Origin of the sequence: Pseudomonas sp. CF161 (assembly GCF_000416215.1) — a bacterium.
Lineage (GTDB): Bacteria > Pseudomonadota > Gammaproteobacteria > Pseudomonadales > Pseudomonadaceae > Aquipseudomonas.
Genome location: NZ_ATLP01000112.1, coordinates 39,771 through 52,207, shown reverse-complemented (window position 1 = coordinate 52,207; position 12,437 = coordinate 39,771). Strand labels below are relative to the sequence as shown.

The following is a 12,437-nucleotide window of genomic DNA, read 5'->3' as shown; positions in this document are numbered from 1 at the left end:
CATGGGTATCAGAGCAGTTCTTTTCGACATGGACGGCACCCTGCTCGACACCGCGCCGGACTTCATCGCCGTCTGCCAGAGCATGCGCACCGATCGCGGCCTGGCGCCGATCGTCGACCAGCATATCCGCGACGAAATCTCCGGCGGTGCCCGGGCCATGGTCGCCGTGACCTTCTCCATGGACCCTGAATCGCCCGGATTCGAAGAGCTACGCCTGGAGTTCCTCGAGCGTTACCTCCAGCACTGCGCGGTGCACAGCAAATTGTTCGACGGCATGGCCGAGCTGCTGGCGGATATCGAGAAGGCCAACCTGATCTGGGGCGTGGTGACCAACAAGCCGCTGCGCTTCGCCGAACCGATCATGCAGCAACTGGGGCTGTCCGAACGCTCGGCCCTGCTGATTTGCCCGGACCACGTGAAAAACAGTAAGCCCGACCCGGAGCCGCTGATCTTGGCGTGCAAGATGCTCGACCTGGACCCGGCCAGCGTGTTGTTCGTCGGCGATGACCTGCGTGATATCGAATCCGGTCGCGATGCCGGCACCAAGACCGCCGCCGTGACCTACGGCTATATCCACCCGGACGACAACCCCAAGCACTGGGGCGCCGACGTGGTAGTCGATCACCCGCTGGAACTGCGCCGCGTGCTGGATAACGCCCTCTGCAGCTGCTGATGCGACGCGGGTAATACCCCTCGCCCGAGCAGTTGCACTGTCACCGCCCAGGCTGTGCGACCGGCCCTGCTCCAAGAGCGCTGTCGGTCCTATCGTTGAATTGTGTTGAGGTTTTTATGTTTGATTACTCCGCTCGCCCCGAACTGCTCAAGGATCGGGTCATCCTGGTCACCGGCGCCGGCCGTGGCATCGGTGCCGCCGCCGCCAAGACCTTTGCCGCCCACGGCGCCACCGTATTGCTGCTGGGCAAGACCGAAGCCAACCTGACCCAGGTCTACGATGAAATCGAAGCCGCCGGCCACCCGCAACCGGCGGTGATCCCGTTCAACCTGGAAACCGCCCTGCCTCACCAGTACGATGAGCTGGCGGCCATGATCGAAACCGAATTCGGCCACCTCGACGGCCTGTTGCACAACGCATCGATCATCGGCCCACGCACGCCGCTGGAGCAGCTCTCGGGCGAGAACTTCATGCGTGTGATGCAAGTCAACGTCAACGCCATGTTCATGCTGACCAGCACCCTGCTGCCGTTGCTCAAGCTGTCCAAGGACGCCTCGGTGGTCTTCACTTCGAGCAGCGTCGGCCGCAAGGGTCGTGCCTACTGGGGCGCCTACGGCGTTTCCAAATTCGCGACCGAGGGCCTGATGCAGACCCTGGCCGACGAACTGGATACCGTCGCCCCGGTCCGCGCCAACAGCATCAACCCTGGCGCTACCCGCACCAGCATGCGCGCCCAGGCCTACCCGGGGGAAAACCCGAGCAACAACCCAACTCCGGAGCAGATCATGCCGGTCTACCTCTACCTCATGGGGCCGGACAGCAGTGGGATCAACGGCCAGGCCTTCGACGCCCAGTAAACATGCCGTACATCAGGTCGCGGCGGAAAGCCGTCGCGGCCTTTTTTGAAATTCCGCGGACTTTTGCCGCCTCCAGTCAAACAAATGCCGCGCCAGGCATCTTTTCTTGCCGCCCCTCATCGCCAACAGATTGAATTCAAAAGAGTTTTATTTATCTGAACCGAATGGCATGACTTTCGCTCTAAACCTGCTCATACACGCAGTGTATTGGCGAGCCAGGCACCGCCCGAATCGGGGCTTATAACGACGGGCAAAGCGGATTAGACTGTGAAAACTCGTCCTACGGGACTGATGGAACAGTATGACGCGCAGCCCAGAGCCGCTCTCACCCAGCCAGTAAGACTGCATTACGTGCTCAGGGGCTCACGCCATATGAAAACACCCACCCAGACCAACGCAATTGACTTCGATAGCGCCAAATTGCAACGCCTGGGCTTTGGTCAAGCATCGCCATTGGCGCAACGTCCGGTAGGGCTGGCTCAATTACGCCAGCAACTAGGCCTGCAGCTGCAAACCAGCCTCGAACCACAGCGGATCCTTGGCCTGTTCTTCCGTGAAGTCCAGCGCCTGGTTCCCCTCGATGCGATGGTCTATCAACACACCCCCAGCGACCTGCGCCTGGAGTTCGGGCTGCGCGGCCACCACTCGGTCAGCTACAGCCTCAGCCATGAAGGCGAGCCCATGGGCGAACTGGTGTTCCGGCGCAATCAGCGCTTCAGCGACCAGGAACAGGGCAACCTCGAATCGCTGCTCTCATCCCTGCTCTACCCGATGCGCAACGCCCTGCTGTATCGCGCAGCGACCCGCAGCGCCCTGCGTGACCCCCTGACCGATACCGGCAACCGTATCGCCATGGACCAGACCCTGCAGCGCGAAATCGAAATGGCACGCCGACACACCCAGCCGTTGTCACTGCTGATGCTGGATATCGACCACTTCAAGCGAATCAATGACAACCATGGCCACAGCGCGGGCGATGAGGTGCTCAAAGCCGTTGCAGCAGCCATCAAGGGCCAACTGCGCAATGTCGACATGGTGTTCCGTTTCGGCGGGGAGGAGTTTCTGATCCTGCTTTCCAACACCGGGCGCGATGCCGCCGCGATGATTGGCGAGCGTCTGCGGCATGCGACCCAGACCCACGATTATCGGGTCGACGGCTTGCCGATCGAACTGACCGTCAGCCTCGGCTGCTCGACGCTGTTGCCTGGCGAGTCATCGGACAGCCTGCTGCGCCGTGCCGACAGCGCACTCTATGTGGCCAAGCGCGAAGGCCGTAACCGCCTGGCAATGGCTGGCTGAACCTGCTCCGGAAACACTCGCGGGCAGGTTCGTCGCCTCAAAAAGCCGCAGCTCCCCTTGACGCCGAACCTGCCCGCGCGGGCAAATCCTGTACTCAGCCTTCCGCCAGGGCCAATCGCTCACGGCTTACGGGGACTTTTTCCTGCTGCATGCAGCGCTCCAGGAACAGGTACATGTAGTCGTAGCTCTTGCACACGGCCTGGCGCAACTCGACCTGCAACGCCTTGCTCGGATTCTGGCCGGCCAGGGTGCAGATGATTTCCAGCGCTTCCCATGGGTGGGCGTCGTCGTACTGGGCATGCATCTTCAACCATTTCATGGCGCGCTTGCGGTCCTCTTCAGGAAAAGCCGCGGCGTATAGGCCATTGGAACAGACCAGCGCGGACCACTCGCCCGTCGCACCTTCGATCGCATAGTTGGTGGCAGCAATCGCCACGATCAGCGAATCAGACGAACTGGTATGCCAGCACCAGTGGCTCAAGGCGTGGAGTTCGGGCGGCACTTGTTGCGCCTGCAGGTCCTCCAGGCTGACGCCATGGGCTCGACTCCAGTGCACCCAGTAATCGGCATGGTTGAGTTCGACGCGAATATTACGCATCAGCCAGCGTCGCGCCATGTCCTCGCCCGGATGGCGGGCAAAGCGGGTCTTGGTCAGGTTTTGCGCCATGTACAAAGCAAACTGCTCGACCACCGGCCAACCGCCAATAAGGTATTGGCGCATGGTCTTGGCACTGAGTTTGTTGTCACGCATGCGCTGATACAGTTCGTGTTCGACTACACGGCGCTTGCTCTCGCTGCAATCCTGGATCAGTTGCTGAGCCCAGGCGGGGTAACTTGCGGCTTCCATGAGCGGGCCGGTTCGGTTGAAGGTGTCAATCACTGTCGGGCTCCTTTTGAGTGTGATTCATACTGATCAACAAAGGTTTCAACGGAACGTGCCGGGCGCCTTGAACAACAGCGGCTGCGCTCGTGGTGGTCGACATTGCAGACTGTCACAGGTGAACAATTGCGGGCGTTCGATGATGTAGCCCTGAGCAAAATCCACACCGATTTCGAGCAACGCCTGCTCGATCTGCGGTGTTTCGACAAACTCGGCAATGGTGCGTTTACCCATGACATGGCCGATATGATTGATCACTTCGACCATGGCGCGGTTAATCGGGTCGTCCAGCATATCCTTTACGAAACTTCCATCGATCTTCAAGAAGTCTACAGGCAAATGTTTGAGATAAGCGAATGAGGACATGCCCGCACAAAAGTCATCCAGGGAGAAGTGACAACCCAACCCTTTGAGTTCATTAATAAAACGAATCGCACTGCCCAGGTTGGCAATAGCGCTGGTTTCGGTGATTTCAAAACAGATCATCGCCGGCGGTATGGCGTAGCGGGTGAATTGCTCGCGCAGGAAGTCGAGAAAGTCGTCATCACCGATGGTAATGCCCGACAGATTGATCGCACACATGGCCATCGGCCCTTCGCCTTTCTCCTCGATGCACTGGGCAATGATCTTGAACACGTTCTGCACCACCCAACGGTCCAGGGACGTCATCAGCCCATAGCGCTCAGCCGCAGGAATAAAGCTGTCCGGCAGGATCATGCGCCCGGCCTCGTCATGCAGGCGCAACAGAATCTCGATATGCCCGCCCGAGCGATCAGGATGTCCGAGGGCTGCAATCTCCTGGGAATAGAGGCAGAAGCGGTTTTCCTCGAGGGCCATGTGCAGGCGCTGGACCCAGGCCATTTCGCCAAAACGCAGGGACAGCTCCGAGTCATCGGCGTGGTAGACCTGGACTCGATTGCGGCCCTTTTCCTTGGCCATGTAGCAGGCCATGTCGGCCGCACGCAGGGAGGTTTCCAGAGTGGTTGGGGTCTGCGCGATATGCACCAGGCCGATGCTGACCGTGGTCACGAACGGCCGGCCCTTCCACACGAAATGCAGGTTCTGCACAGTCTGGCGCAGGCCTTCGGCGATTTTCTCCGCCGCGTCGGGTGGGCAGCTCTCCAATAAAATGCCGAACTCATCGCCCCCGAGGCGGGCCAGGGTATCGCCCTCGCGCAGCCCGGACTGCAAGAGCGCACAGATGTGCCGCAATAATTCATCCCCCGCCGCGTGACCACAGGTATCGTTGACCAGCTTGAACTGGTCCAGGTCCAGAAACATCAGCGCATGGCGCCCTGGCTGGCGCGACAGGTTGTGCAGCGCCTGCTCCAGGCGGAACTCGAATTCCCGGCGGTTGGCCAGCCCCGTCAGCGCATCATGGGTCGCCTGCCAGGACAGATTGGCGATGTACTGACGCTCCTGGGTCATGTCGTGCAGCACCAGCACGGTGCCGCTGACCTTGCCCGCGTTCTGGATCGGAGCACCGACCAGGGTCACCGACACCGTGCTGCCGTCGAGGCGCTGGATCAGCTTGGAATGCTCACTGCCGCCACTGAGCTGGCCGCTGAGAATATGCTCGATCAGGGTAAACCCGTCGGCCTGGGCATTTTCATCCAGCAGGTTGAACAATGCCGCCAGGGGCAACCCCACCGCCTGCTCGGCCTTCCAGTGGGTCAATTCTTCGGCTGCGGGGTTCATATAGGCGATGGCGCCTTCCACATCGGTGGTGATCACCCCGTCTCCGATGGACTGCAGGGTGATTTGCGCCCGCTCCTTTTCCAGCTGCAAGGCGTCGGCAAATTCATGGCGCTGGGTGAGCAATTTGTGAGTGCGCAATAACGCCAGGGCAATCAGCACCAGCGCGGTGGCCAGGTTGGTCACCAGCAGCAAGCGCAGGATGACCCGCGAGCCCTCGCCCAGGGCATCACTGAACGCCTTGGCGGCCGGGGTCACGCCGTCATTGATGGCGAAAATCTGGCTCTTCCAGCGAAGGATATCGGCATCACTGACTTGATTGCGGCTGATGCTCTGGTGCATGTCCTGCGCCACTGCATCCAGCTGCACCAGGTAGCTGTCGCCGACGGTCCACAGGTCGATGGCTTTTTCCAGGTAGCTGAAGTGGCGAAAGTTGAGGTACAGCCAGATCAGGCTGGACACATCGTCCGGATGGTTGCCACCCTTGAGGATCCCCAGTCGCGCGGCTTCCAGGTCCGGCGGCTTGCGGTCCAGGGCAAGACGCAGCTCATGACCGCCCTGGGGCACGGCAATTGAATTCTGGTATTTGAGGAAGGCCGATTCATCGCGGCTGTCGGCATAGAGGTTGAGGTAATAAATCGCATCCTTCTGCCCCTTGGACCACAGGCTTTCGCCCGCAACATACCCACGCACCGCCGAAAGGACGTAGAGGCTCAAGCCACCCAACAGGGCTTGAAACAACACCACGGCGATAAATGGCCAGACAATGCCCAGCAGCCGTGGGGTTCCGAGAGTGCGCTTTTGCTTCATGAGGTCCCTTGCATAAGCATTGCCCAATGAACACCCGAGGAGTCCTGCACCTACCAGCACAGACTAGGCTAGTTTGCGTCCGTTCGAAGTGCAGCGAGGCGCGCGCGTCGCCGCCACGCCCTTGAATGCCTGTGGCCGATACGCTCGAAACAGGCTTTCCACCAAGGAATTCAATTACTAAGCACAGAAAATCGGGCAAAACTCAAGAGTGTCAAATTTGCTGCAAGTGCCCATAAAGCTTGGCGTACAACCCTCCGTCGGCAATTAACTGCTGATGGTCGCCATCTTCGGCAATCTGTCCGCCATCAAACACCAGCACCCGATCTGCCTGTTTTACCGCCGACAGGCGGTGGGCGATGATCAGGGTCGTGCGCCCGCGCAGGAAACGCGTCAACGCCTGGTGCAGGCTGTACTCGGTAGCGGCGTCCAGAGCGGAGGTCGCTTCGTCGAGTATCACCACCTTGGGCTCGGCCAGGACCATGCGCGCAATGGCCAATCGCTGGCGTTGGCCGCCGGACAAACGCACCCCTGAACGTCCGACAACGCTGTCCAGGCCCTGGGGCAGGTTGCGCACCGTGGCTTCCAGCTGGGCGATTTCCAGGGCCTGCCAGCAGGCAGCATCGGTGCGCTCGCGGCCCATGGTCAGGTTGGCGCGGATGCTGTCGTTGAACAGCGCCGGATGCTGCAACACCACCGCGACGTTTTCCCGCACGGTCTCCAGGCCGATCTCCTGCTGGGTCGAACCGCCGAAGCGGATGGTCCCGGCCTGCGGGGTATAGAGCCCCAGCAGCAGCTGCACCAGGGTACTTTTGCCACCGCCACTGGCGCCGACGATAGCGACCTTTTCGCCAGGGGTGATCGACAGGTCCAATTGATTGAGCACCAATTCGTCGCCATAGCCAAAACACAGGCCACGGACGTCGATGCCCACGGTTTCACGGCCCTGGAACGGGTCCACGCCCCCCGGGTATTGCGGCTCGTCGGCACGCGCCAGCAACTCGTTGATGCGTGAAAGGGCACCACCGGCGGCGTAGTAGGCGTATTGCAGGTTCAGCAACTGCTCCACCGGGCCGATCATGAACCAGAGGTAGCTGAATACCGCCAACATCTGGCCGATGGACAGATCGGAAAACAACACGGTGAGCATGGCCGCGGCACGAAATATATCGATACCGAACTGGAACAGCAGCCCGCTGGCGCGGCTGGATGCATCACTTTTCCACTGCGAGGCCACGGCAAAATCGCGAACCTCCCGCGCCCGCAACCCTAGGCGGCCGAGAAAGAATCCCTGGCGATTGCCGGCCCGCACTTCCTGTATCGAGTCCAGGGTTTCGGTCAGGGCCTGGGTGAACCGCGCGGTGCTGTCGTTCTCCAGCTTCTTCAAGTGCTTGACCCGCTTGCCCAACTGCACCGTGGCGTAGATCACCAGCGGGTTGAACAACAGGATCAACAGCGCCAGCTGCCAGTGCATCCACATCAGGATCCCGGCCGTGCCGACCAGGGTCAGCATCGCCACCAGGAAGCGGCTGAGGGTTTCACCAACAAACTTATCCACAGTGTCGAGGTCGGTGACCAGGTGCGTGGTCACGGTGCCGCTGCCCAGGCTTTCGTATTCAGCCAGGGAGATGCGTTTGAGACGCTCGATCAGCCGGGTGCGAATCCGATACACGATGTCCTTGGCCAGCCCGGCGAACAGCCGCGCCTGCAACACGTTGAACACCAGCGCGCCGCAGCGCAGGGTCAGGGTCGCCAGCAGCATCAGGCCGATATAACCGGCCGCGCTCTGCCACGCCGTGGGCAAGGCATGGTTCATGAATTTCAGCGCGGCATCGCCGTGGCCTAGCAGCACTTCGTCCACCAACAGCGGCAGCAGCAGAGGGATCGGCACGCTGCACAAGGTCGCCAGCACGGCGACGCCGTTGGCAATCCACAGGGCTTTCTTGTGATGCAGTGCCAGGCGGCGAATTTCCGCCCAGCTCAGGCGGTCGACCGTTTGACCGTGCTCGCTCGTCGCGTCCCGCTCATCCACCGGCAGCTCGCTCCAACCAGCGCCCGAGCAGCGGCGACAATTCGCTCAGCGGTTGATAACCATTGGTCAGCAACGCCAGTTGCCCATTGCGCTCGGCCAGCAGGGTCGGGAAACCGGCAATGCCCAGATCCTGGACCCAGGTGAAATCCGCAGCGGTGGCGGCGTGCTGTTCGGCACGGTCGAAAGCCTCGGCGAATTCGATTCGCGGCACACCCGCCTGCTCGGCCAACTCCACCAGCACGCTGGCGTGGGTGACGTCGCGCCCCTCACGGTAAAACGCTCGCTGGATCAGCCCGAGCAGCGTCCAGGCGCAATCGGGCGCCAGGCTGCGGGCGGTGACGATGGCCCGGCACGCAGGCTCGGTGTCGTAGACGAAGCCATCCGGCAGCGCACCTTCGAACTGGAACGGCTGGCCGGTGGCCTCGGTGACCGCCTGCCAGTGCTCAAGAATGTAGCGCCGGGTGGTGGGCTCGAGCGCCGCACCGCTGCCGGTGCGCAAACCACCCACCACCAGGTGCAGCTCGACACCTGCTGCATGTGCCTGCTCCACCAGGGCCTCGGCCACCGGAGCGAAGCCCCAGCACCAGGAACACATCGGATCCATTACATAGAGCAGGCGGGCAGACATGGCTCAGGCCTCGGAAGGTGATTGCTTGTAGTTGTAACCAATGGGGTGGGGCATGTTGCGAGCCTTGGCCAGTTCGATCTGCTTCTGCCGATCGGCGGCGCTGCGTCGGGTCTTCTCGCTCAGGGTGTTCCAGCAGTGCGGGCAACTGATGCCCGGCACATAGTGCTCGGATGCGCGATCTTCGACGCTTACCGGAGTGCGGCAGGCATGACATTGATCGTAGTCGCCTTCGCTCAGGTCGTGACGCACGGTGACCCGGTTATCGAAGACAAAGCAGTCGCCCTGCCATTTGCTCTCTTGCTGCGGCACTTCTTCGAGGTACTTGAGGATCCCGCCCTTGAGGTGGAACACCTCGTCGAAGCCTTCGCTGAGCATGTAGCTGGAGGCTTTTTCACAGCGAATGCCGCCGGTGCAGAACATCGCGACTTTCTTGTGCTTGCTCGGGTCGAAGTGGGCTTTGATGTAATCGGGGAACTCGCGAAAACTGGTGGTTTTCGGATCGATGGCGCCTTCGAAGGTGCCGATCGAGACTTCATAGTCGTTGCGGGTATCGATCAGCAGTACTTCCGGATCGCTGATCAGGGCGTTCCAGTCTTGCGGGTCGACATAGGTCCCGACCTGCTTGTTGGGGTCCACGCCCTCGACACCCAGGGTCACGATCTCTTTCTTCAGCTTGACCTTGGTGCGGTAGAACGGCTGCTCGTCGCAGTACGACTCTTTGTGGTCGATGTCGTCCATGCGCGGGTCGTTCTTGAGCCAGGCCATCAGCCCGTCGATGCCTTCGCGGCTACCGGAAACCGTACCGTTGATGCCTTCCTCGGCGATCAACAGGGTGCCTTTGATGCCGTTGTCGAGCATCGCCTGCAGCAGGGGTTCGCGCAGGGCTACGTAATCTTCAAGGGTGACGAACTTATACAGTGCCGCCACGACAATGGGTTGTGTCATGGGTGATCTCCAGGTGGCTACCCTCGTAAAGGGTGAACCGGATGCGAAAAAAAACGCGCCGACTGAGCGGCGCGTTGCGGATTGTAGCAGGAAGGCAGCTACAAGCTCCAAGGGGCAAGCGTCAAGCTTGCGTCGGCCCCTCAGTGCTTGCCGCTGCCCCCGGCGCAGGTCGGCGAGGCCGGGGCCACACCGATCTTCGCCCACTCCTCCGGGGTATAGGTATGCAGCGCCAACGCATGGAACTCGCCCATCAGGTCGCCAAGCGTGGCGTACACCTTCTGGTGGCGCTTGACACTGTTGAGCCCGGCAAACTGCTCACTGACCAGCACGGCCTTGAAATGGGTCTGCAGCCCGCGACTGTGCATGTGGCTTTCATCCGCCACCTGCAAATGCTCCGGCTGCAATGCGCCGAGCGCCGATTCGATACGTTGTTGCATGGTCATTCCTGGCTCCGCTTACTTCTTCTTCGCCGGTGCTGCTTTTGGCGTCAGTTCAGTGGTCATGTCATCCAGCAGCTTGTTGACCACAGGCACCGCGCTTTCCAGCTTGGCTTGGGTCAGCTGTGCCGATTGCTGGGTCAGCTGAGGCATTTTTTCCAGGACTTTCTTGCCCAGCGGCGACTGGTAGAACGCCACCAGGTCCTTGAGTTCGGATTCGCTGAAATTGCTGGTGTAGAGCTTGACCATGTCCGGCTTCAGCTTGTTCCAGCCGATGGCCTGGTCCAGGGCGGCGTTGGCCTTGGCCTGGTAGGTGTCCAGCAGGGCTTTTTTCGATTCTGGGGCTTTGGTCTGCTCGAACCGCTGAGCGAACATTTGCTGCACTTGCATGTACACCGGGGTACCCAGCTTGTCGGCGTGCGCCAGGGTCAGGAAGGCTTCGGCACTGGCATTGTGGCTGGCGGTATCGGCAAGAACCTGGCCGCTGGCGCAAACCAGAACAACCGCGGTACAGATGGCACGAAGACGAGTCATCGAGTTTCCTTTTCTAGCAGGCGAGGTAAGACCCCAAGGGCGACCATTCTGCGCCTAAAAAACTCATGCACTCAACCCCACCCCTTGCCGCGCCTGGATTTGCTCGACCAAACGACGCAAAAGCAGCTTTAGGGAACCCCACTGCCCGATCACGACCTAAACTGCGCAATCAGACCTACAGGAGTGTGCACGATGAGCCGTATCGAAACCGACAGCCTTGGCCAGGTTGAAGTCCCGGATGAAGCCTACTGGGGCGCTCAGACACAGCGTTCGCTGATCAACTTCGCAATCGGCGACGAGCGCATGCCGCTGTCGGTGGTGCATGCCCTGGCCCTGATCAAGAAGGCGGCGGCCCGGGTCAACGATCGCAACGGCGACCTGCCCGCCGACATCGCGCGCCTGATCGAGCAGGCCGCCGACGAAGTGCTGGCCGGCGATCACGACCAGCAGTTTCCACTGGTGGTGTGGCAGACCGGCAGCGGCACCCAGAGCAATATGAACGTCAATGAGGTGATCGCCGGACGCGCCAACGAACTGGCCGGCAACCCACGCGGCGGCAAAAGCCCGGTGCACCCCAACGACCACGTCAACCGTTCGCAAAGCTCCAACGACAGCTTCCCGACCGCCATGCACATCGCCGCAGCCCAGGCCGTGCAGCATCACCTGCTGCCGGCGATCGCCGAGTTGTCGGGCGGCCTGGCCGAACTTTCGGCGCGGCACATGAAGCTGGTGAAGACCGGACGCACTCACTTGATGGACGCCACGCCCATCACCTTCGGCCAAGAGTTGTCGGCATTCATCGCCCAGCTCGATTACGCCGAACGGGCGATTCGCGCCACGCTGCCAGCGGTGTGCGAACTGGCACAGGGCGGCACCGCAGTGGGCACCGGGCTCAATTCACCCCACGGTTTCGGCGAAGCGATTGCCGCCGAGCTCGCCGCGCTGTCGGGCCTGCCGTTTGTCACTGCCCCCAACAAATTCGCCGCCCTCGCCGGCCATGAGCCGCTGACCAGCCTGTCCGGGGCGCTGAAGACCCTGGCCGTGTGCCTGATGAAAATCGCCAACGACCTGCGCCTGCTGGGCTCCGGGCCGCGGGCCGGGTTTGCCGAGGTCAAGTTGCCGGCCAACGAACCCGGCAGTTCGATCATGCCCGGCAAGGTCAACCCGACTCAGTGCGAAGCCCTGTCGATGCTGGCCTGCCAGGTCATGGGCAACGACGTGGCCATCGGCTTTGCCGCCAGTCAGGGTCACCTGCAACTGAACGTGTTCAAGCCGGTGATCATCCACAACCTGCTGCAATCGATTCGCCTGCTGGCCGACGGCTGCAGCAACTTCCAGCAACATTGCGTGGCGGGCCTGGAACCGGATCCGCTGCAAATGGCGGCGCACCTGGAACGCGGCCTGATGCTGGTGACCGCGCTCAACCCGCATATCGGCTACGACAAGTCGGCGGAAATCGCCAAGAAGGCCTACGGCGAAAACCTGACCTTGCGCGAAGCGGCGCTGCAGCTGGGTTATCTGACCGATGAGCAGTTCGATGCCTGGGTCCGCCCGGAAAACATGCTCGAGGCTGGCAAACAGGGCTGATTCGGGCTGTGGATAAAAACGGCTCTTGCACAGGCAACCTATGCAAGAGCCGTCGCTCAGTCA

Annotated in this window: 11 protein-coding genes; 4 read left to right on the top strand and 7 right to left on the bottom strand. The window is 61.3% G+C overall.

The annotated features are described in order from the left end of the window. Position 1 precedes the first annotated feature (1 nt). The 3 genes from mupP (at position 2) to CF161_RS26095 (ending at position 2,829) form a co-directional block, all read left to right on the top strand. Entirely contained in the window at positions 2–673 is a 672-nt protein-coding gene (gene mupP, locus CF161_RS26105; RefSeq protein WP_020299632.1) for an N-acetylmuramic acid 6-phosphate phosphatase MupP, read from the top strand. 116 nt (positions 674–789) lie between these two features. Next, on the top strand, positions 790–1,530 hold the full coding sequence (locus tag CF161_RS26100) for a YciK family oxidoreductase (protein ID WP_020299631.1): 741 nt from the start codon (positions 790–792) through the stop codon (positions 1,528–1,530). A gap of 372 nt (positions 1,531–1,902) precedes the next feature. After that, positions 1,903–2,829 carry a GGDEF domain-containing protein gene (locus tag CF161_RS26095; protein WP_020299630.1) on the top strand — a complete coding sequence of 309 codons (927 nt, stop codon included), beginning with the start codon at positions 1,903–1,905 and terminating at the stop codon, positions 2,827–2,829. 94 nt (positions 2,830–2,923) lie between these two features. Here the strand turns inward: CF161_RS26095 and CF161_RS26090 are convergent, their stop codons facing one another. From CF161_RS26090 to CF161_RS26060, 7 genes are all read right to left on the bottom strand, one after another. Then, positions 2,924–3,676 (bottom strand): TenA family transcriptional regulator, encoded by a 753-nt coding sequence (locus tag CF161_RS26090; protein WP_371106554.1) that lies wholly within the window; start codon positions 3,674–3,676, stop codon positions 2,924–2,926. Between the two features lie 78 nt (positions 3,677–3,754). Beyond that, positions 3,755–6,214 carry an EAL domain-containing protein gene (locus tag CF161_RS26085; protein ID WP_020299628.1) on the bottom strand — a complete coding sequence of 820 codons (2,460 nt, stop codon included), beginning with the start codon at positions 6,212–6,214 and terminating at the stop codon, positions 3,755–3,757. 211 nt (positions 6,215–6,425) lie between these two features. Continuing rightward, positions 6,426–8,243: an ABC transporter ATP-binding protein gene (locus tag CF161_RS26080; RefSeq protein ID WP_020299627.1), complete on the bottom strand. Its 1,818-nt coding sequence runs from the start codon at positions 8,241–8,243 to the stop codon at positions 6,426–6,428. Beyond that, on the bottom strand, positions 8,236–8,838 hold the full coding sequence (locus tag CF161_RS26075; RefSeq protein WP_020299626.1) for a DsbA family protein: 603 nt from the start codon (positions 8,836–8,838) through the stop codon (positions 8,236–8,238). The genes CF161_RS26080 and CF161_RS26075 overlap by 8 nt, the downstream gene beginning before the upstream one ends. A gap of 36 nt (positions 8,839–8,874) precedes the next feature. Continuing rightward, positions 8,875–9,816, bottom strand: a complete 942-nt coding sequence (locus CF161_RS26070; RefSeq protein WP_020299625.1) for a rhodanese-related sulfurtransferase — start codon at positions 9,814–9,816, stop codon at positions 8,875–8,877. 140 nt (positions 9,817–9,956) lie between these two features. Continuing rightward, complete coding sequence (locus CF161_RS26065; protein ID WP_020299624.1) at positions 9,957–10,259, bottom strand: BolA family transcriptional regulator; 303 nt, start codon at positions 10,257–10,259, stop codon at positions 9,957–9,959. Between the two features lie 12 nt (positions 10,260–10,271). Next, positions 10,272–10,787, bottom strand: a complete 516-nt coding sequence (locus CF161_RS26060; RefSeq protein ID WP_020299623.1) for a DUF2059 domain-containing protein — start codon at positions 10,785–10,787, stop codon at positions 10,272–10,274. A gap of 192 nt (positions 10,788–10,979) precedes the next feature. Here CF161_RS26060 and CF161_RS26055 point away from each other — a divergent pair, with 192 nt between their 5' ends. Next, positions 10,980–12,374, top strand: a complete 1,395-nt coding sequence (locus CF161_RS26055; protein ID WP_020299622.1) for a class II fumarate hydratase — start codon at positions 10,980–10,982, stop codon at positions 12,372–12,374. The last annotated feature ends 63 nt before the right edge of the window (positions 12,375–12,437 follow it).